The 18334-nt window shown below is 64.7% G+C and carries 27 protein-coding genes and 1 tRNA gene; 14 read left to right on the top strand and 14 right to left on the bottom strand.

Annotation, left to right across the window (positions count from 1 at the left end):
* Positions 1 to 16 precede the first annotated feature (16 nt).
* A complete protein-coding gene (locus tag LB513_RS08135; RefSeq protein ID WP_224662965.1) occupies positions 17 to 445 on the bottom strand; it encodes a DoxX family protein in 429 nt (142 codons plus the stop codon).
* Between the two features lie 178 nt (positions 446 to 623).
* Between LB513_RS08135 and LB513_RS08130 the strand changes: the two genes are divergently transcribed.
* From LB513_RS08130 to LB513_RS08110, 5 genes are all read left to right on the top strand, one after another.
* Positions 624 to 815, top strand: a complete 192-nt coding sequence (locus LB513_RS08130) for a hypothetical protein (protein ID WP_224662964.1) — start codon at positions 624 to 626, stop codon at positions 813 to 815.
* Between the two features lie 170 nt (positions 816 to 985).
* Complete coding sequence (locus LB513_RS08125; protein WP_224662963.1) at positions 986 to 1165, top strand: DUF3606 domain-containing protein; 180 nt, start codon at positions 986 to 988, stop codon at positions 1163 to 1165.
* A 107-nt stretch (positions 1166 to 1272) separates the two neighbouring features.
* Complete coding sequence (locus tag LB513_RS08120; RefSeq protein ID WP_224662962.1) at positions 1273 to 1716, top strand: GFA family protein; 444 nt, start codon at positions 1273 to 1275, stop codon at positions 1714 to 1716.
* Positions 1717 to 1795: 79 nt separating this feature from the next.
* Positions 1796 to 2032: a DUF982 domain-containing protein gene (locus LB513_RS08115; RefSeq protein WP_224662961.1), complete on the top strand. Its 237-nt coding sequence runs from the start codon at positions 1796 to 1798 to the stop codon at positions 2030 to 2032.
* A 12-nt stretch (positions 2033 to 2044) separates the two neighbouring features.
* Entirely contained in the window at positions 2045 to 2290 is a 246-nt protein-coding gene (locus tag LB513_RS08110) for a DUF982 domain-containing protein (protein ID WP_224662960.1), read from the top strand.
* A 76-nt stretch (positions 2291 to 2366) separates the two neighbouring features.
* Here LB513_RS08110 and LB513_RS25160 read toward each other — a convergent pair whose 3' ends face one another.
* From LB513_RS25160 to LB513_RS08095, 4 genes are all read right to left on the bottom strand, one after another.
* The gene (locus LB513_RS25160; RefSeq protein WP_263482021.1) at positions 2367 to 2501 is read right to left on the bottom strand and encodes a hypothetical protein; all 135 of its coding nucleotides are present in this window, start codon (positions 2499 to 2501) and stop codon (positions 2367 to 2369) included.
* A gap of 87 nt (positions 2502 to 2588) precedes the next feature.
* Entirely contained in the window at positions 2589 to 2891 is a 303-nt protein-coding gene (locus tag LB513_RS08105; RefSeq protein WP_224662959.1) for a hypothetical protein, read from the bottom strand.
* 135 nt (positions 2892 to 3026) lie between these two features.
* A complete protein-coding gene (locus tag LB513_RS08100; protein WP_224663340.1) occupies positions 3027 to 3557 on the bottom strand; it encodes an MgtC/SapB family protein in 531 nt (176 codons plus the stop codon).
* 115 nt (positions 3558 to 3672) lie between these two features.
* Entirely contained in the window at positions 3673 to 4740 is a 1068-nt protein-coding gene (locus LB513_RS08095; RefSeq protein ID WP_224662958.1) for a sensor histidine kinase, read from the bottom strand.
* Positions 4741 to 5289: 549 nt separating this feature from the next.
* Between LB513_RS08095 and LB513_RS08090 the strand changes: the two genes are divergently transcribed.
* The 3 genes from LB513_RS08090 (at position 5290) to LB513_RS08080 (ending at position 6053) form a co-directional block, all read left to right on the top strand.
* Complete coding sequence (locus LB513_RS08090; RefSeq protein WP_224662957.1) at positions 5290 to 5583, top strand: hypothetical protein; 294 nt, start codon at positions 5290 to 5292, stop codon at positions 5581 to 5583.
* Between the two features lie 89 nt (positions 5584 to 5672).
* Positions 5673 to 5746, top strand: a tRNA-Gln gene (locus tag LB513_RS08085).
* Positions 5747 to 5846: 100 nt separating this feature from the next.
* Positions 5847 to 6053, top strand: coding sequence for a hypothetical protein (locus LB513_RS08080; protein ID WP_224662956.1), 207 nt, complete (start codon positions 5847 to 5849; stop codon positions 6051 to 6053).
* A 60-nt stretch (positions 6054 to 6113) separates the two neighbouring features.
* Here LB513_RS08080 and LB513_RS08075 read toward each other — a convergent pair whose 3' ends face one another.
* Complete coding sequence (locus LB513_RS08075) at positions 6114 to 6353, bottom strand: hypothetical protein (RefSeq protein ID WP_224662955.1); 240 nt, start codon at positions 6351 to 6353, stop codon at positions 6114 to 6116.
* Positions 6354 to 6624: 271 nt separating this feature from the next.
* Between LB513_RS08075 and LB513_RS08070 the strand changes: the two genes are divergently transcribed.
* Together LB513_RS08070 and LB513_RS08065 are read left to right on the top strand one after the other, a co-directional pair.
* Positions 6625 to 6915 (top strand): hypothetical protein, encoded by a 291-nt coding sequence (locus LB513_RS08070; protein ID WP_224662954.1) that lies wholly within the window; start codon positions 6625 to 6627, stop codon positions 6913 to 6915.
* Between the two features lie 101 nt (positions 6916 to 7016).
* Complete coding sequence (locus tag LB513_RS08065) at positions 7017 to 7214, top strand: hypothetical protein (protein ID WP_224662953.1); 198 nt, start codon at positions 7017 to 7019, stop codon at positions 7212 to 7214.
* 99 nt (positions 7215 to 7313) lie between these two features.
* Here the strand turns inward: LB513_RS08065 and LB513_RS08060 are convergent, their stop codons facing one another.
* The gene (locus tag LB513_RS08060) at positions 7314 to 9293 is read right to left on the bottom strand and encodes an AI-2E family transporter (protein ID WP_224662952.1); all 1980 of its coding nucleotides are present in this window, start codon (positions 9291 to 9293) and stop codon (positions 7314 to 7316) included.
* A gap of 38 nt (positions 9294 to 9331) precedes the next feature.
* Here LB513_RS08060 and LB513_RS08055 point away from each other — a divergent pair, with 38 nt between their 5' ends.
* A complete protein-coding gene (locus LB513_RS08055; protein WP_224662951.1) occupies positions 9332 to 9469 on the top strand; it encodes a hypothetical protein in 138 nt (45 codons plus the stop codon).
* An 18-nt stretch (positions 9470 to 9487) separates the two neighbouring features.
* Here the strand turns inward: LB513_RS08055 and LB513_RS08050 are convergent, their stop codons facing one another.
* The 3 genes from LB513_RS08050 to LB513_RS08040 all read right to left on the bottom strand — a co-directional run bounded on the left by LB513_RS08050 (position 9488) and on the right by LB513_RS08040 (position 11687).
* Positions 9488 to 10561, bottom strand: a complete 1074-nt coding sequence (locus tag LB513_RS08050) for a D-alanine--D-alanine ligase family protein (RefSeq protein WP_224662950.1) — start codon at positions 10559 to 10561, stop codon at positions 9488 to 9490.
* A 15-nt stretch (positions 10562 to 10576) separates the two neighbouring features.
* Positions 10577 to 11191, bottom strand: a complete 615-nt coding sequence (locus tag LB513_RS08045; RefSeq protein WP_224662949.1) for a C39 family peptidase — start codon at positions 11189 to 11191, stop codon at positions 10577 to 10579.
* Between the two features lie 67 nt (positions 11192 to 11258).
* Positions 11259 to 11687, bottom strand: a complete 429-nt coding sequence (locus LB513_RS08040; protein ID WP_224662948.1) for a VOC family protein — start codon at positions 11685 to 11687, stop codon at positions 11259 to 11261.
* Between the two features lie 316 nt (positions 11688 to 12003).
* On the opposite strand from LB513_RS08040, the gene LB513_RS08035 reads away from it, so the two are divergent.
* A complete protein-coding gene (locus LB513_RS08035; RefSeq protein ID WP_224662947.1) occupies positions 12004 to 12258 on the top strand; it encodes a hypothetical protein in 255 nt (84 codons plus the stop codon).
* Between the two features lie 17 nt (positions 12259 to 12275).
* On the opposite strand, the gene LB513_RS08030 is transcribed toward LB513_RS08035, so the two are convergent.
* Together LB513_RS08030 and LB513_RS08025 are read right to left on the bottom strand one after the other, a co-directional pair.
* A complete protein-coding gene (locus LB513_RS08030) occupies positions 12276 to 13475 on the bottom strand; it encodes a PLP-dependent aminotransferase family protein (RefSeq protein ID WP_224663339.1) in 1200 nt (399 codons plus the stop codon).
* Between the two features lie 355 nt (positions 13476 to 13830).
* Positions 13831 to 14325: a hypothetical protein gene (locus tag LB513_RS08025; RefSeq protein ID WP_224662946.1), complete on the bottom strand. Its 495-nt coding sequence runs from the start codon at positions 14323 to 14325 to the stop codon at positions 13831 to 13833.
* A 116-nt stretch (positions 14326 to 14441) separates the two neighbouring features.
* On the opposite strand from LB513_RS08025, the gene LB513_RS08020 reads away from it, so the two are divergent.
* Complete coding sequence (locus LB513_RS08020) at positions 14442 to 15035, top strand: DUF922 domain-containing Zn-dependent protease (protein WP_224662945.1); 594 nt, start codon at positions 14442 to 14444, stop codon at positions 15033 to 15035.
* A gap of 370 nt (positions 15036 to 15405) precedes the next feature.
* On the opposite strand, the gene LB513_RS08015 is transcribed toward LB513_RS08020, so the two are convergent.
* Both LB513_RS08015 and LB513_RS08010 read right to left on the bottom strand, forming a co-directional pair.
* Positions 15406 to 16110 (bottom strand): SDR family oxidoreductase, encoded by a 705-nt coding sequence (locus LB513_RS08015; protein ID WP_224662944.1) that lies wholly within the window; start codon positions 16108 to 16110, stop codon positions 15406 to 15408.
* Between the two features lie 306 nt (positions 16111 to 16416).
* Positions 16417 to 17034: a helix-turn-helix domain-containing protein gene (locus LB513_RS08010; RefSeq protein WP_224662943.1), complete on the bottom strand. Its 618-nt coding sequence runs from the start codon at positions 17032 to 17034 to the stop codon at positions 16417 to 16419.
* A gap of 133 nt (positions 17035 to 17167) precedes the next feature.
* Between LB513_RS08010 and LB513_RS08005 the strand changes: the two genes are divergently transcribed.
* Positions 17168 to 18301: an NAD(P)/FAD-dependent oxidoreductase gene (locus LB513_RS08005; RefSeq protein ID WP_224662942.1), complete on the top strand. Its 1134-nt coding sequence runs from the start codon at positions 17168 to 17170 to the stop codon at positions 18299 to 18301.
* Positions 18302 to 18334: the final 33 nt, after the last annotated feature.

The raw sequence follows: 18334 nt of genomic DNA, 5'->3' as shown, positions 1-18334 counted from the left end.
GCGGCTGGCGCGCCCTTCACGCCCGTCCCGGCCATCCGGCCTTCACCGCAAGCACCCGGCCCGGGCCATGCACGGCGGCGAACAGCAGGCCGGCCAGGAAGGTGAAATGGTCGATGAAGAAGCCGAACTCCGCCTGGTTGGCGGCCCAGTGGCTGGGGCCGTGGAAGGCGAAGCCGAGGAACAGCACATAGGCGCCGGCAACCAGGGCTGCCTGCGAAAAGAAGGCGCCGGTCAGGAAGCACAGCACCAGCGCGACCTCCAGGATCGCCGCGCACCAGGCCAGGAACAGCGGGAATGGAAAGCCGGCGGCGGCGATGTAGCCGGCGGTGCCAGGCATATCCATGATTTTGAAGCTCACCGCCATCAGGAAGACCGCGGCGAAGATCAGCCGGGCGATGAGCAGCGCGGCGGTCCACAGGGGCGTTTGGGCGATTTCGGGCGACATCTGGTTCTCCAATGTGCAGCGATGCGGAATTTTCGCTCACAGGACGCGCGGGCGCCCCCCGGCCCGACATCCCGGCGAAGTTTTTCTGAGGCAATCGCGGTGAGCGCCGCCGTCTGCCAATCTCGAGTCCGCTTTGTCGGCTATGGTATGGTGCTTCCGTTCAATGGGGGAATCGGACATGGCCAAGGCATTGACCATCGGTGTGCCGCGACATCCGGCGACGGGCGCCGCCTATGAACAGGATTGTCGGGAGGCGCTCGGTCGCCATCTCGACGCGCTGCTCGACAAGGTCGAGGCCGCCGGCTGGGACCGCCGGCAGGCCGCCTCGGCGCTGATGTATCTCGCGGCCATGCGCCTGAAGCCGGCCTGAGACATCGCAGCGCGCTGCTGGCTGCGGATCGGAACGGGCAAACCGGCGCCGCTTATTGTCAATGCCGGTGGAACACAGCGCCGCGATCCGTGTTATGACCTGTTGATCACGGGATCGCGCCCGGAAGCCGCGCCAATGGGCTTCCACCCAAAGCAGAAGCGAGATGCGACATGGCTGACGACAAATCCAAGACCAAACAGGACCGCAAGCTTGTCTCGGGCGAAGAGCCCTATGAGGTTGCCGCCTTCGCCAAGAAATACGGAATTCCGCCCAGCGAGGCGCAGACCATCATCAAGCGCTATGGCCCGTCCAGGAAGAAGCTTGACGCCTATATGGCCGCGCGCGGCTGACAGGCGCGGGCCAGAAGGCTTCCGGCAGAAACAGATCGGCGCGCCCACCGTTAAGGCCGACGCCGAGCCGGTCCTTGGCGCAACCGGGATCAGGGAGAGCCGCGACCATGTCCGACACCATACGCAGGACCGGCGGCTGCCTCTGCGGCGGCGTGACCTTCGCGGTCACCGGCGAGCCGGTCAGGGTCGGCCTCTGCCACTGCAAGGATTGCCGCAAGGCCGGCGGCTCGGTCTTCTCCGCCTTTGCCATCTGGCCGCGCCGGGCCTTCGAAATGACCGGCATCGTCAGCTCCTATGGCACGCGAAGCTTCTGTCCAACCTGCGGCGGCCGCGTCGCCTGGGTTGATGACAAGGAGGCCGAGGTGATGATCGGCAGCCTCGACATCGCGCCGAGCGACCTTGCGCCCCAATATGAATTGTGGATCGGCCGGCGCGAAACCTGGTTGCACGCCTTGCCCGGCACGAAGCAGTTCGCGCATGACCGGGACGCCCCGGACGATGGCGATTCGGCTGCCGTTACCCCTCCGCCGGGCGCCGTCGCGATCGACTGAAATTTGGCTCCTCGCTGCTGGAACCGCTTCATGCCGACTGACGTTACCAGACGCTTCGCAGTGGATGGAGACGTTAGCTTTGAACGACAAGATGTTTCCTCGACCGATCAGGCTGAAATTCGCTCCGGAGCGCGAGCGCATCGTGCGCAGTGCCTGGGAAGGCCTTGAATGTCTGGGCGACTGGCCTGCGGGCCAGGGCAGACGCTACCGTGCGGCGCTCCGCAGCTGCCGCGACGCGCTGGATGGCTGGACGCCGCCCGAGAAGGCGATGCGGGCCATGATCGATGCCGCACGCGAAGCTCACTTCCTCCAGTAACCGAGTAATCCAATGGCCGCTCTGATGCTCACGGCGCCGATACGGATCAAGCCGGCCGGCTCGGACACGATCCGCGATGTCGTGACAATACATGATGCTAACGAGATCCTGATCGACTGGCCGCAAGCCAGGCGTGGGCCGTTCTACCAGGCCGCGCGCGAACAGGTGCAGGCCGCCCTCGATGGCAAGGCCACCGCCGCGCAGGCGCAGGAAGCGTTTGCCGCCCTGTGCGATCACGCGGGCATCCTGGTCCGCTAATCCTCGGACGCTAAGCTCCAAAGAAAAACGGGCGAGGTCCAGACCTCGCCCGTTTTTCGTTGGAAGTTCGCAATGGTCAGGGAGCCGAAACCTCGCCTTGCACGATGGGGTGCGACGATTCAAATCCAAAGCTCTTCGGCGCCATCAGCATCAAGGCAATGACGATCGCGATCGAGGCAACAAAAGTGGCGGTGCTGGCGATGTCTCTCACGGTCCTGTCCTTTCGAAATCGGTTTTGACAAAAACGTTTCGCCGGGAGCGAGGTTCCGGTCCCGGCGGCGCCGGGACAGAAAATTAACTATTGTGCCGGCGGCTGTGGCGGCACCTCGCCCGGCTTAATCACCGGCGTCTTGCCCTGGTCGGGAGCCGGCGCCGTCATGTCGTGATCGCCGGTTGCCGGCGGCTTCAGCACCCCGCCGCAATCGCCCAGCGTCTGGCTGAGATTGTCGCCGGTCGCCGGCTTCTGCTGGCCCTCACTGTCCGTCTTCGCTTGGCAGTTGGTGCTTTGCGAGGGCGGCAGGGTCTGGTCGGGCTGGGTCTGCGCCATTGCAGGCGCCGCCGCCAGCAACAGAACGCTGGATAAGATGATGCGCGTGTTCATCGACTTTCCTTTCGTTTTACCGGCCCGACCGCTTGAGCCACTAAGCGTGGCATCACGACGAGCCCAGACAGATGCGTCTCTGAAGACACAACGCGTGCCGGCGCGAAAGGTTTTCAGGTTTGTCTGGAGTGGGCGCTAATCCGCCTGAGTGGTGGCCGTTTCCGGACTTGCGCCCTCGTCTGGGCCCGCCACGCCACCTTTGCGCCGGGGCTGGAGCCGATGCAGAAGCCCGGCCACGATCAGCACGATCAGCGTGCCGAAGCCGGCGACCTGCCACAGGCCCAATCCGCAGGCAACGCCAATGGCACCGGCCAGCCACATGCCGGCGCCGGTGGTCAGCCCATGTACCTCGCCGCGCGAGAACATGATCGAGCCGGCGGCGAGGAAGGCGACGCCTGCGGTCACCGCCTCGACCACGCGGATCGGGTCGACGCTGATCGATTCGCCCGCAAACATCGGCGCATGAATGATCTCGATCGTCAGGATGCCGAAAGTGGCCGCGGCGACGCAGACGAGAATATGCGTGCGCAGCCCCGCCGGCCGTTCGCGCCATTCACGCTCGAACCCGATGATCGCGCCAAAGAGCGTGGCCAGCAGCAGCCGCGCCGCGATCACCGGGAACGAGGTGTAGGTCGGGTGGCCGAATTCCTCGACGAGTTGTTCCATCATGTCCCTCCAAAGCCAGACTGTGACAACGTGGTGACAGGGGAGCGGTTCCTGGAGGAGAGAGGCTGCGGATGCAACTTGGAACAATCGGCCCGCCGCAGGCGAGCCGCTGGTGTCAGGGGTTGAACGCTCGACTGACGTCCGCCACCGCGATCTCCACGCCGATCTGCGGAACGATGATGGAGTCGAGCGGCGCCGTCAGCGCCCAGCGAACATGGCCGGGGCCGCGCTCCATGGTAGCCGCGCCGTTCAGCGATTGCGGCGCGACCCGTTCCAGGACGACCGTGCCGAACCCCTTGCGCGTGTTGTCCTCGGCGCTTTCAGCCTGAGCCGGCGAGGTCTCGTCCCAGACGAGATTCAGTTCCCGCTGGCCGTCAGCGCCCGGGATGATCTGCCAGGTGATTTCGATGCGCCCGTCTTCGCCGCCCAGCGCGCCATATTTGGACGAGTTCGTTCCCAGTTCATGGAAGGCCATGCCTAGATTATGCACCGCGTTGGGCTGCAGGGTCAGCAGCGGCCCGGACAGCGAGACCTGCTCCTCATGGCCGAACGACTGCAACTGCTCCTGGATAAGGTCGAAGAGGCTGGCGCCCGCCCATTCCGAATTCACCAGCAGGTCATGCGACCGCGACAGCGCCATGATGCGGGAGCGGACAAGCCCTTCGAACTCGCGCGGATCGGTCGAGCGTTTGCTCGTCTCCCTGATCATCGAAAGGATCACGGCGAACTGGTTCTTGACACGATGGTTCACCTCTCGCAGCAAGATCCTGATCCGGCGCTCGCTTTCCTTGGTCGAGGTGATGTCGCGCGCGATCTTGGAAGCGCCGATGATCTCGCCCGCCCTGTTCCTGATCGGCGAAACCGTCAGCGACACGGCGATTATGCTGCCATCCTTGCGGCGCCGCACGGTTTCATAGCTGGCCACGACCTGGCCCTTGCGAACCCGGCCGATAATATCGGCCTCCTCGTCCCGCAGATGATCCGGAATTAGCATCAGCACAGACTGGCCTATCGCCTCTTGCGCGGTGTGGCCGAACATCTGCTCGGCCGCGCCGTTCCAGCTGGTTATGATGCTGTTGAGGTCCTTGCTGATGATGGCGTCGAAGGAGGAATCGACAATGGCCGCCAGCCTAGTCTCGGCGGTGATCTCAGTCAGACCGTCGCTGCCCTTGACTTCGGTCATGCCCAGCTTTCCTCGGGTCGGCATCAACCCTCTCGGCTCGCAACGCTTCACTCTGGCTCGGCCGCTTCGTCACCACGAGTCCGGGCCGCGCCCAGCAATGCCTGATCTATGATTGGGTTGCAATCACCGCGCCACATTCCGCCAAGGCCACGGACCTATCAAGCGATGGTCGCCAGTTGCAAAGCGTCCGTTCTGTGAAGGCTGGTCACGCGCGAAATCCCTGTAGAGGGAAGATTGCCGCCATGTACGAAAAGGCTCGGGTCCGAGGTTTCTTCATCAGACTCGAACGGCAGACTGTCGACGGGAGCTCTTTGCGGGCAGTCCTCATAGCCATGGTCGCGGCTGCCGCAAGACGAACAGCACCTGGTCCATCCCGGTTCGCTTCCCGGCCACGGGCGTGTGGTCTCGTATGAGTTGCTGCTGTCCATACCCGGAAATGCGCTACTCGAAGATTGGTTGCGCGCCGCACCCTGCTCAGAGGGAACCGCCGGACGGGATCCGAGTTTCCGACGCAGACCCTACGGGTGAACAAACCGCTTGAGGTGCCATATGTCCTTCCGCCGGATAGTGCTGACGACTGCAGCGGTCCTGCTTGCCGCGACCGGTCTCGCCGATGCGCGCCCGGACACGCGCAAGATGAGCTGCGAGCAGCTTCGCGACCTGATCCGAAGGCACCGTGCCGTGGTGGTGACCACCGGCCCTAACACTTACGACCGGTATGTCCGTCAGTTCGGCAATGAATGCGATTGGCCGGAAGTGCCGATGTCGGCCTACGTCCCGACGCGTGACGGGAGCTGCCCGGTCTACCGTTGCCAGGAGCCCGTCAACAACTTCCCCAACTGAGCGCGGACACGCGACGAGACGACCTCTTTATGCGGACCCGCGTTGATCCCGCCGCGCGAACCAGCTAGGGGTGTTCGTCTGGCAAGCATTCCCGCTTCGTCTAATGGTAGGACAGCGCCCTTTGAAGGCGTGAATCGAGGTTCGAGCCCTTGAGCGGGAACCAGCCTTGGAGCTGTTGGCCGATACGCCGGTTTTGCACCGTCACCGCCTGAAACCATTTCCCGCAGCCTGCGTTGTCGAGCGTCAGACACAGGAGACCACTTATGACCGTCAGCTGCCGTATTTCCATCGATAACCGGCCGGAAGCGGCCGACGCCCTTTTCCAGGCGGTCCCCCGCATTGGCGAGAGCGTCGCCCTGTCCATCGACGGGAATACGCAGGAGCTTCGGGTGTCGCGGGTGGTCCATGTCACCAACAGTTCGCCCGAAGGCGCCTCGATCATCGTCGAGGTGACGTCGAACATACTTTAGCGACAGCCCATTTCTGGGCTTCAATATCACCAGCTCCGTCGATGGATGTCGAGATGAACGTCAATCCTCGCCGTCGGCGGGGCCGTCGGTACGGCCGGGGGGCAGGATTCCATAATCCTGCGACTTGACGCCAAGATCGGCTCGCAGGAATCCCTCGGACGCGAGACCGCGCCGCAGCAGCTCCCTGACTGCGGCCGAGCGGCTTGGCATGCGATTGTCGAAACGCCAGTTCTCAAGTGCCGCCAGTTCATCGGCGGTCAGCATGATCTGCAATCGTTCCGGACGCTCAAGTTCTGCCAAGACGCGCCTCCTCGCTCAATGTTCGACAGATCGAGTGAGTACTTGACTAACTCTACCCACAGGTAGGATGGCGCGCAAAAAACGTCAAGAGCGGCGAAAGCATCCTTTGAGCGTCACCCCCATATAGCTGATCGATCGTCTCTGCCTTATTTGGATAACTATACTAACTAATTGATTTATATACGCATTTAATCGGAAGTTACTTGCTGTGGCTGTTTGATCGGCGCATGGTGCAGCCTGACAAGAACCGTTCCCACGGGGAGGTTTCCAAATGCGCTACAACTATTCCAGGACGCTGCTCGAGGATGTGAGTTCGTCAGTCAAGGCAGCCTTCACTTCAGCCGGCATCGTCAACATCTCGGTTGTGGCTGAGCAGATCAGGCTGAGAAACCTGGCGGAGAACGTCGCTCTCGAGGACGTCGAACATCTTGTTTTGCAGGCAGCGCAGCTTCTAGGCGCCGCCATAGAATTCGATGTGCTGCCGGAGGGGCATGACCATTCCCCGCTCAACGGTGACGGCAGAAAGCCGTCCGACCCTCCCTACTCGACTTCGGTCCAGTAGCGGAAAACGATCGCTCGAACTGCGTTGGGACGTCTCGCTGCGACGTCTGGAACAAGTTGCGCCCTTGCGAATTATACCGTCGCCCACCAGAGGAGGATGCTGTGAAAGAACTGCGCGGTCTCCTAGCCGAACTGTCTTCCAACTGGCTCAAGCGCCGCAAGACGCAAGCGCCTCGCAAAGCGGATTCCGTGAAGGCGGCTTCCGCGGTCAAGCAGCCCTATGCCGAGCACAAGCCAAGGCCACGGCCGGCGCACAAGCCCAAGCCGATCTCGACCCGGGACGTCGCTTCCAACATGTGAAGCTCGGCGCGTCCGATCCCATTGGTCGGCTCGCCGATACTCGCCCGATCCTTAGAGCCCGATGCCTGGATGAGCCGCACGAACCATCGCAGGACAGTCCTAACTCGTGGCTGCCGCGGCCGAGGCCTTCCGCGCGGCTGCCCGAGGCCGCCGTGTCCGGCGCTTGGCCAATTTCAGCACCACGGCCGGCTCCTGCGACAGCGCGCCGACGGCCGCGTCCACCATGCCGTGCGCGACGAAATCCGCGTTGAGGTCCTCCTCCAGCTTTACCGCTGCTTCCTTGTCGCCGGTGCCGTCCTCCGACCAGAACACGATCCCGACGCGCAGTGAGGGCTTCGCTCTCTTGAGCCGGCGAACCAGAAACCGTGCATGCTTGACGGAATCGCGGTTGAGGAAGCCGACAACGACTGTGTCGATGCCCGCCAAGTCGAGGTTGCGGATGCTCGAAGGTTCCATGTCGGCGAAACCGGCTGTCGCCGCCGTCGCCCCCTGGACCTGCAGCACCTGGGCCAGCATCGCGGCGGCGGCGTCGTCGAGTTCCCCACGCCCGCCGGCGCAAAGCACCGACAGGCCGGCGCCGTCAGGCAGGTCCACCTGTTCCTCGGCGGCGCCATCGTCATCCGCGTCGGCCTCGCTGGTGACCACCGTATCCTCCTCATCGTCCGCTTCCTCCCTGGCATCCTCGTCGAGATTGGCCACGAGCGTCAGCGCGCTCGCCGCCACCTGTCGTCTTTGCACGTCGCCCATCACGCCGCGCGCCCGATCGCGTTCGCCCAGCAACAGCGCGGGAATGGCCACCTTGTGGTAGAATTCGACCAGGTATTTTTCCTCCAGTATCTCCTCGGCGTGGTCGGTCGCCTCGTCGGGATCCCCGGCCAGTAGCCGTTGGTAGAGCCGCGCATGGGGTTCAAGTACGGGCTCGTTGCCGAACAACACGTCGAGGAATTCAAACTGCGGCACATGCCTGCCCAGCACCACAAGGCACACGGTGAGCGGCGTCGACAGGATTAGCCCGAGCGGCCCCCACAGCCAGGTCCAGAAGATGGCCGCGACGATGATCGCCAGGGGCGACAGGCCGGTGCGCGAACCATAGAGCCAGGGTTCGATGACATTGCCGGTGATCAGTTCCATCATCACGAACAGCGCCGCGGTCCACAGAAGCAGCGACCAGCCGGGCGCCACTGCCAAGGCCAGGAACAGCGGCAACAGCATGCCGATGGCCGGGCCGATATAGGGAACGAAACGCAGCGCCAGCGCCAGCAACCCCCACAGCAGCGCATTGGGGATGCCGAGGATCCAAAGTCCGGCAGCGATGGGGATGGCATAGACGATGTTGACCACCAGCTGCATCAGCAGGTAGCGGCCGACGCGCTTGCCGGCATCCCGGAGCGCCTCCGTGGTGCGGTGCAGGTCGCCATAGCCGACCAGCCGGATGAAGCGGTCGCGCAGATCCTCCCGCTCGAGCAGCATGAAGATGACGACGACGATGATCAGGCCCGCCGATCCCAGCGGGCTGATCAGCGGGCCGACTATGTTCTGCAGGACTTCGAGCGGTTTTTCACGCGCGACGATCTCGACTGGCACCGGATCGCGCGGCGGCTTGTCCGGCGTGGCGGCCGGCAGCGAAGCGTCCTGCCGGTCGATCTCCTGGCCGACACGCTCGATCACGGCGCTCAGCCTTGAGACGATGCCGCCCCCGACGCCGGTTTCCTTGAGCGAGCGAATCTTGGTCAGGATGTTGGTCTGATAGATGGGGATGTTCTGCGCCAGTTCGCTGACCTGCGTGGCGACGACGAAGCTGAACAGGGCGAGCGCCGCGAAAGCGCCCACCACGCTGGCAATGACAGCGGCGATCCGGGGGATGCCGATGCGCTTGAGCCCCGACACAAGCGGTGCCAGCGCGAATGTCAGCAGCAGCGCGATGGCGATCGGCAGGAACACCTCGCGCCCGAAATAGAGCGCCGCCACGGTCGTGACGATGGTTGCCACATTGGGCAGGGTTGTCCGCGGATGGGAAGCGGAGGACAGCATGTCCTCCAGAGCCGGCGCTGCCGTGCCGTTTCGGCGATTGGCCGCCATGTGGTGTCTCCCCCTGCCAGGCGCCATGATCGGATATAATGAGCCGGCATCCATCCTATGCCGGCAGTGACCCGCTGGCCACCATCAAGTCCAGGCATGCGATAATGTTCCCCGGCGCGCTCGATCAGCGCGCCGCGTTGCCGGCCAGTGGGCCCTCGATCAGCGCGCCGCGTTGATGGCCAGAGGGCGCTCGATCAGCGCGCCGCGTGCCTGGCCAGCGCATGTTCTATAAGGGCGTCGATGATCTCGCCATAGCCGATGCCGATCGCCGCCAGCGCCTTGGCATACATCGAAATGTCGGTGAAGCCGGGAAGCGTGTTCACCTCGTTGAGCAGCAGGCCGCCATCCGGGCGCAGGAAGAAGTCGACGCGCGCCATCGCCTCGCAGCCCAGCGCCTGGAAGGCCTGGCCCGCCATCTCCCTGGCCCTGTCGGCGACCTCGGCCGGAATGTCGGCCGGCACCTTGACCATGGCGCCCTCGGCATCGAGATATTTGGCCTCGTACGTATAGAAGCCATGCTTGCCGGCCGGGATGATCTCGCCGGGCGGCGACACGGTCATCGACCCGTCGGCGCGCTGCAGCACCGAACATTCGATTTCGCGGCCTTCGACGAACTCCTCGATCAAAACCTTGCCGTCATAGCGGAACGCTGTGGCGACGGCCTCATCGAAACCGTCGCGGTCATTCACCTTGCTGACCCCGAAAGACGAGCCCTGGCGCGCCGGCTTGGCGAAGAAGGGCAGGCCGAGCGCGCCGGCGATCTCCTGGAAGGAACCGGCATCGCCTCGCAGCAAGGTGATGGAGCGGGCGACGGGAATCCCTGCCTCGCGCAGCAGCCGCTTGGCGACGTCCTTGTCCATGGCCGCAGCCGAGGCCAGGATGCCGCATCCGACATAGGCGACATCGGCGACTTCCGCGTAGCCCTGCACCGATCCGTCCTCGCCGAACGGGCCATGCAGAACCGGGAACACGACATCGACCGGCGGCAGGTCGGGCCGGCCGCCGCCATTTGTGACCGCCACCAGTCTGCCCCTGCCGCCGGGCAGCAGGGCGACCTCGATGCCATTCTCGGAAACCGAAGCCCCTGCCCCGTCGCCGGCGGCCATGGGCTGGTCCTGCAGCAACCATCTGCCGGTCCGCGAAATCGCGATCGGCACGATGTCGTAGCGCGCCCGGTCGATAGCCGTCAGCACATTGGCCGCAGACAGGCGCGACACGTCATGCTCGGCCGAACGCCCACCATAGAGAATGGCAACCCTGCTCTTCATGAAAACCCCTCAAGATCAAATGCTGACGGCAATGCCGCGATTGGCAAAGAAACGATCGAAATCGGATGGCGCCAACTGTGCGTTTGCCTGTGTGGCGCTGGTATGGCCGGACGGATTGTGGAAGCGGAAATCCTGTTCGGACGCCGCCGTCACCAGCACCAGATGGCCGCCCTTGGCGGGCGGCTCGCGGTCCGGCCAGCGGATCCAGCTGCTGACCGAAGCGATGAAGAAGCGCGAGCGCCCCAGGATCGCCGGTATCTCCGCCGTCGCGACATTGGTCATCACCTCAGCCCGCAGCCCGAAGGCCTCCCGCACGAAGCTGACGAAAGGCGCGTAGATCAGTCCCTTGATCGCGCCATCATTGACCACGTAGCCGCCATATCCCGTGCATCGCCTGGCCAGTTCGATCGTCGGCACGATCTCGCCGCGCGTCGCCAGGATCATCTTCAGGCAAGCCATGCCGCAGATGTTGCCGGCCCAGAGCGCATATTCGTCCAGCGTCCGGGCGCCGGACCCCTGCCATAGCGGATCCCGCCTGAGCGCCTCAGCGCCTTCGGCGAGCACGTCCATGGTCATGCCGGGCGTTTCCCACTGGCTGAAAAACGGCACCGCTTCGGGCAAGGATCCCATCCGACTCCTCGGGCGACTTGATCCGGTCCCGTATACGCGGACAGGCGGCGATGGGAAGCCGGTTAGTTTAGAACGTGATCTTCACCGAAGCGGCGCTGCGCGTGTGGGGACCGTGATGGACGGCCTCGATATTGTTGCCGTCGGGATCGAGCAGGAAGGCCGCGTAATAGCCGGGATGATAGGAGCGCTCGCCCGGCGCGCCATTGTCCTTGCCGCCGCCGGCCAGCCCCGCCTTGTAGAAGGCTTCGACCATGGCGTGGTCCCTGGCCTGGAAGGCAAGATGATGTCGGCCGGTGAGCTTGCCGAGCGCCGCCTGGCTGTCGGCGCTGGAGACGAAGAGTTCGTCGCACCAGAAGTAATCATCCCCCTCGCCACCGATCGGCACGTCGAGCGCGCCCAACACCGCCTCGTAGAAACGCCGGCTGGCCCGCAGGTCCTTTACAACCAAATGGATGTGGTCGATGAGCCGGCCGCGATACAATTCCTGGGCTTCCATGCGCGTTCCTCCAAGCAGGCGGCAAATCTACGCATCGATGGGGAGCCGTCAATGCCAGCGGATGGCCAAGGCTTGAGGCTGCTGACAGACCCTGTCTCGCGCCGCGACGCGGAGATCACCCGTCGCAGCTGTCCGCCGGCCGCATAACAAAGAGCCCGCCGGAGGGGGCCGGCGGGCCTTTGGAAAGCCAAGCTGGGGCTTTCGGCTGTCTGCGGGGGGTCAGACGGGGCAAGAACGCAGATCCGACCAACTGGTTCCAGCGTTTCTGGAACTTTCCGCGCCAAGACAGGTTTCGTGGCCGGACGGGAGATATGGATTGGACGTTTTTCAGAAGCTCGAAAGCCTGGTCGACAGCGCCGGCGCAGACGATGTGGAAGCCGCGTCGGCCTTGACGCGCAAGCTGAAGGGCGCGTCGGAACCGATCCAGGCCGCCATCGACGACTTCATGCTGGACTTTCGCACGCTTGTCTTCGTCGTTGAAAGCGGCGAAGACGGGCACGCGCGAACGGCGCGCAAGCTGGCGCGAGCCAGGCTTGCCAGTCTGCAGCAGCTGATGGGTGTCGAGGCGTAGGCACGCCCCCCAACCCCTCACCCCTTCAGCAGCGCCGCCAGCCGCGGTATGCCCTCGGTGACGGCCCGACGGTCGGCAAGTGTGAAGGACAGCCGCAGCGTATTGCGCCCGGTTCCATCGGCGTAAAACGCGTTGCCGGGCACGAAGGCAACGCGTGCTTCCTTCACCGAGCGTGCCAGCAATTCGGTGGCATCGGTCCCGTCCGGCAGCGTGACCCAGACGAACATGCCGCCGTCGGGGCGGCTCCAGGTCACACCCTCTGGCATGTTGGCCTCGAGCGCGGCGAGCAGACCGTCGCGGCGCTGGCGATAGGCGTCGATCAGCTTGTCCACCTGGGCGTCGAATACGGATTCGGCCACGCGGTGCATCACCACCTGGTTGATCGACGGGCTGTGCAGGTCGGACGCCTGTTTCATCAGCACCAGCTTTTCCACGATATGGCGCGGCGCGCAGACCCAGCCGACGCGCATGCCCGGCGAAACGATCTTCGAGAACGAGCCGGAATAGAGCGTGCGCGCTTTGTCGATGCCGCCGGAACGGGCACAGTCGAGGGCCAGGATCGGCGGCTCGCCCTGGCCGTCATAGCGAAGAGCGCGGTAGGCGGCATCCTCGATGATTGCGATGTCGAGTTCGCCGGCAAGGTCGAGCACCTGTTCGCGCTGCTCGCGGTTCAGCGTCTCCCCGGTCGGATTGGCGAAATCCGGCACCAGATAGGCGAACTTGACCTTTCCGCCCTTGGAAGCCGCGGCGGCGCGATAGGCGTCGGGGGTCATGTTGCCGCCTTCCGGCCGCAGCCGGTCGTAGCGCGGCTCATAGGCATTGAAAGCCTGCAATGCGCCGAGATAGGTCGGCCAGGTCACCAGCGCCGTGTCGCCCGGCGACAGGAACAGCTTGCCGAGATAATCCAGAGCCTGCTGCGACCCTGAGGTGATGAAGATATTGGCCTCGTCGCATGCGACGCCGAGCTTGCCCATCTGGCCGGCGAGCCAGCGCCGCAACGGCAGGAACCCTTCCGAAACCTGATATTGCAGCGCTGCGCCGGCTCCGCCGCCGCCCAGCACATCGGCATAGGCATCCCGGATAGCTTCCGCCGGAAACAGCGCCTGGTCGGGGATGCCGCCGGCGAACGAGATGATGTCCGGCTTGTCGAGCAGCTTCAGGAGTTCGCGGATTTCGGAGGCTTTCATGCGCGACGAGCGCGAAGCCAGCAGGTTCATAAGGGTCACGCACGCCTCCCCGGACGTTGATATAGGTCAACCTAGCTGACCTATATCCGCTTTGCCTGGCGATTTGAATAGGGCCTGAGGGTGTTGCGGTATACGCCAGTCGCCGCCGGGCGGAACGGCTACAAGTTCTTGGCAACGGGGGCGGTGGCAACAAGGGGCGCCTTCCCTTCTCCCCTTGCGGGAGAAGGTGGATCGGCGCGCAGCGCCGAGACGGTTGAGGGGTGTTCCAGCGGAGTGAGGCGTCGGCATTCCGTGGAACACCCGTCATCCGACCTCGCTTCGCGAGGCCACCTTCTCCCGCAAGGGGAGAAGGGAAGGCGCGCTACTGCCAACTCCAGTTCGTCTCTCAATCGCCATCCGCCGGCCTGGCCTTGCCGCACTGCGCCAGCACCTTGCCGATCGCCCCTCTCGAGCCCTTCAAGGGGAATCTGGCCTGCCCATATTTGGCCGAGCCGACCGACACATCGCCTTTCCCGCGCAGCAGGTCGAGCAGCGGATCGGCCTTGGCCAGATCGGCCACATAGTAATTGTACATCTCCTCCAGCCGCAGCGTCTTGCTGACAGTCTTGCCATCCGCCTTGAAGTCGAAGGAGCCGCTGGCGTCGGGCTCCCCTTGCCCGCCGGCCGCCCCAAGGTCATAGCTCAACACCGGATTGTCGAAGCAGGTCAGCATCAGATACGCATCGCCTTTGGGCCCGCCGCAGACCGAGGCGGTCAGCACCTTGCCGCCCTCGTCATCCTCCATCTTGGCGCTCCAGCCGCTGCACGACGCGGCAAAAGACGGCGACGCCGCCAGTAACACCGCCATCGCACCGGCGATAGCAAGGTGGTTTATTCTCATGACTTCCCCTCCCACATTTGCAGAACCCGGCGGCAGCCTATAGGAAAATCGGCCCTGTGGCATGGCCCTGTCGGCCAAGATCGCCCTGTTTCGCGGAGAGAGTGTTGAGACACTGCGTGCGCCTGTATCTCCTGGTGGCGGCCTTGCTGGCCTTGCCGCTTGCTGCGCATGCCGAATGGAAGCCAGTCGAGCGGATCGAGCCCTACGCCATTTCCGGCCGGACCGGGCAAGAGCTCTATCGCTCGATCGGCGAAAACGGCCCGCTGATCCGCGGCGCCAAGACGCGCACCATTGCCTACACCAATTTCAAGCTGACCTGGAGCGGGCGGGACTACAAGCCAAGGGGCAAGGACTGCGTTGTGGCGTCGGGCAAGCCGAAGCTCGTCATCACCTACACTTTGCCCAAGCCGTCGGGTCCGTTGCCGGCCGCGGTTCAGAAGAGCTGGGACAGCTTCATCGCAGGCGTCACGGCGCATGAGAAGGTGCACGGCGCCACCATGATCCAGATGGTCCACGACGTCGAGGCGGCGATCGACGGCCTGACGATCGCCGACGACAGCAGATGTACCAGGGCCAGAGCCGAGGTGGTCACGCGCCTTGACGCCATATCGAAGGCGCGGGTGCTCGCCAGCCGGGATTTCGACCGCGTCGAATTCGGCCAGGACGGCAATCTCATCAAGCTCGCCTTTGCCCTGGTGACCGGGCCCTGACGGGGGCGCCGCCAATATGACGATTTTCCAAAGGCTTACGGGGCGGGTTTGAATCGGATTGTGCCGTTCAAGAAGTCACGCGACGGGCCGAGAATGGCTGACTGGCGGGGCTGATCAGCCCCAGGGAACTGGCAGGTGGTTCCCCCAATCCGTCGCTGCTGCGCCGCGCCACCTTTCCCCCTCCGGAGGGAAAGGAAGGGAGCGTAACTGGACAAGCGCTGACGGCAAAAAGCCTGGCGCCTTCCTCTACCCCGTCGATCGGGGGGTCCGAAGGACGGGCGGGACCCGTGGCTCACCCCGGCAAGGTGTCGAGCGAAGCTCGACGGAGTGGGGGTCGACCAGCGCGGCAAAGCGAAAGCCCGCCGCCCCCTCACAACGCGCGGATAACGCCCCCATCCACCCGGATGTTCTGCCCGGTGATATACCCCGCTCCATCCGAAGCCAGGAAGGCGATGGTCGCGGCGATTTCCTCGCTGGTGCCGTAGCGCTGCATCGGCACGTTTTCGCGGCGCTCCTCGGTGGCCGGCAGGCTGTCGATCCAGCCCGGCAGCACATTGTTCATCCGCACATTGTCGGCCGCATAGGTGTTGGCGAAGATCTTGGTGTAGGCGGCGAGCCCGGCGCGGAACACGGCCGAAGTCGGGAACATCGCGCTCGGCTCGGCCACCCAGGCGGTCGAGATGTTGATGATGGCGCCGCCCTTCTGCTTGACCATCTGCGGCGCCACGATACGCACCGGCCTGACGACGTTGAGCAGGTAGACATCCATGCCGGTATGCCACTGCTCGTCCGTGATCTCCAGGATCGGCGCGCGCGGCCCGTGGCCGCCGCTGTTGACCAGCACGTCGATGCGGCCGAAGCGCTCCAGCGTCAGGTCGACCAGGCGCTGCAGGTCGTCGTTGGACTGGTTGGAGCCGGTGACGCCGAGCCCGCCCAATTCCTTGGCCAGCGCCTCCCCCTTGCCCGAAGAGGACAGGATGGCGACCTTGAATCCGTCGGCCGCGAGCCGCTTGGCCGCCGCCGCGCCCATGCCGCTGCCGCCGGCCACGATAACGGCTGTCTTTTCTGTGCTCATCGGTTTTTCCTCGTCGGGTTGGCGATTTCAGCGCCGGTATAGCCGGTTTCGCCGATGAATTCGAATGAGAAAGGCTGAATCGACCGGTAGAAAACTTGGTCAGGTCGCGCTGCCCCTCATTGCCCTGCCGGGCATTTCTCCCCGTATAGAGACGGGGAGAAAGAAGCTGGCCGCACCCTCGGCGCTCTTTCTGAATCGCTGGTCATTGGCCGCGACAGCCTCCCTCTCCCCGTCATTACGGCGAGAGGATGCCGGCAGGCAGGTGAGGGGCGGCGCGGACCTTCGTTGGCTTTACGCGGAGTGGCCTTACCCCTCCACGGTCTCCAGCTCGCTGAGCAGCGTGCCCTCCATATCGGGCTCCTCGCCCGAGCAGACGCACAGCATCTCGGCATCCTCCGCGCCAACCGAGAGATAGGCGTGGCCCATGGTCGAATCGATGTAGACGCTCTCGCCCTGTTTCAGCCGCACCGGCGCATACTGGTCGGTGTGGAGTTCGATCTCGCCCTTGAGCACGATCAGGAATTCCTCGCCGGCGTGTTTGGTCAGCGGCCCGAATTCCTCCGGCGTGCGCGCACGCGCATAGGCATGGATCGGCACCATGCGCTTGCGCACCAGGTCTGTGGCCAGATAGCGGTAGTCATAGTTGCGGGTCAGCTGGCGCAGCGTGGTCGAGGGGGACGTGACCGAGCGCCGTGTGCGCGCAGCCGGCTGCTTGCTGGACCCGCTGAGCAGCTCGGTCACATGGATGCCGAGGCCCTCGCAGATCTGCAGCAGCTTGTCATAGCCCAGCGACATCTGGTCGTTCTCGACCTTGGACAGTGTCGAGACCGCGACGCCAGTCAGCGTGCTGACTTCCTGCAGGGTCCAGCCATGCGTCTTCCTGAGGCCCCGCAAACAGTCTCCGAGGTTCGGTTGCTCCGACATCGTCAGCTCCTGGCACGGCGATCCGTACACCGGCCTTCTAGGTAGTCGAACTCCAGCCCGCTATCAACAATACCAACGGTTTTCTTATACGCGAAACGTTGACTGGATAGGAAATTATTTTTACTACTTTCGCATGCCGTCGCACACCTCCCAGAAAATCATCGTCATTGGCGGCGGCATTGCCGGCCTCTCGCTGGCGGCCGCCGCGCAGCAATGGGCCGACGTCACGGTTCTGGAGCGCGAGCCGCATCTCGGCTACCACGCCAGCGGCCGCTCGGCGGCTCTGTTTTCGGAAACCTATGGCAACGCGCCCGTCCGCGCCCTGTCGCTGGCCAGCCGGCCGGCGATCCTCGACGGCGGTTTCGCCTCGCACCGGCGCGGCGCGCTGCATGTCGGCGGCGTCGCGGACGGCGACGCCGTCGACCGTATGGCCGCCGAGATGCAGGCTCTCCTGCCCAGCGTACGCCGCGTGTCGGCGGCGGAGGTCAACGCTCTGGTCCCGGTCATCGCCGCCGAAACGACCTGCGGCGGCGTACATGAACCTGGCGCACTTGATATCGACACGGCCAGCATGCTCGCCGCCTCGGCCGCGGCGCTGAAGGCCGCTGGCGGCAGCATCCGCACCGGAGCGGAGGTGCATGCCGTTTCCCGGACCGAGCGAGCCTTCGAGGTCACCAGCAGTGCCGGCACCCTCCATGCCGACATCGTCGTCAATGCCGCCGGCGCCTGGGTGGACGTCGTGGCCGGCCTGGCGGGGTTGCCCGGCTTGGGCTTCCGGCCCAAACGGCGAACCGCCTTCCTGTTCGACCCGCCCGTGGGGATGGACGTCCGCGAATGGCCGCTGGTGGTCGACCTGCACGAACAGTTCTACTTCAAGCCCGACGCCGGCAGGCTGATCGGCTCGCTGGCCGACGAGACCGACTCCGAACCGTGCGACGCCTATCCCGAGGACATCGACGTCGCCATCGCGGTCGACCGCATCGAACAGGCGACGTCGCTGCGCATCGGCCGTCCGTCGACCCCCTGGGCGGGCCTTCGCACCTTCGCTCCCGACCGCACACCGGTGATCGGCTTCGATCCGCGCCTGCCCGGCTTCTTCTGGCTCGGCGGCCAGGGCGGCTACGGCTTCCAGGTGTCGCTGACGCTGGCGCGGATCGGCTCGGCCCTGATGCGCGGCGAGCCCCTGCCCGACGACATCGCCGCGCTTGGCATCACCGCCGCGGCACTCGCTCCCGACCGGCTCATCGCTCCAAGGGCAACGCCATGAACGTCACCCGCCCCGCCGTCCTCCAACCTCACA

Origin of the sequence: Mesorhizobium sp. ES1-1 (assembly GCF_020164785.1) — a bacterium.
Lineage (GTDB): Bacteria > Pseudomonadota > Alphaproteobacteria > Rhizobiales > Rhizobiaceae > Mesorhizobium.
The sequence above is the reverse complement of the archived record's forward strand: the minus strand, read 5'-3'. Positions and strand labels throughout refer to the sequence as shown.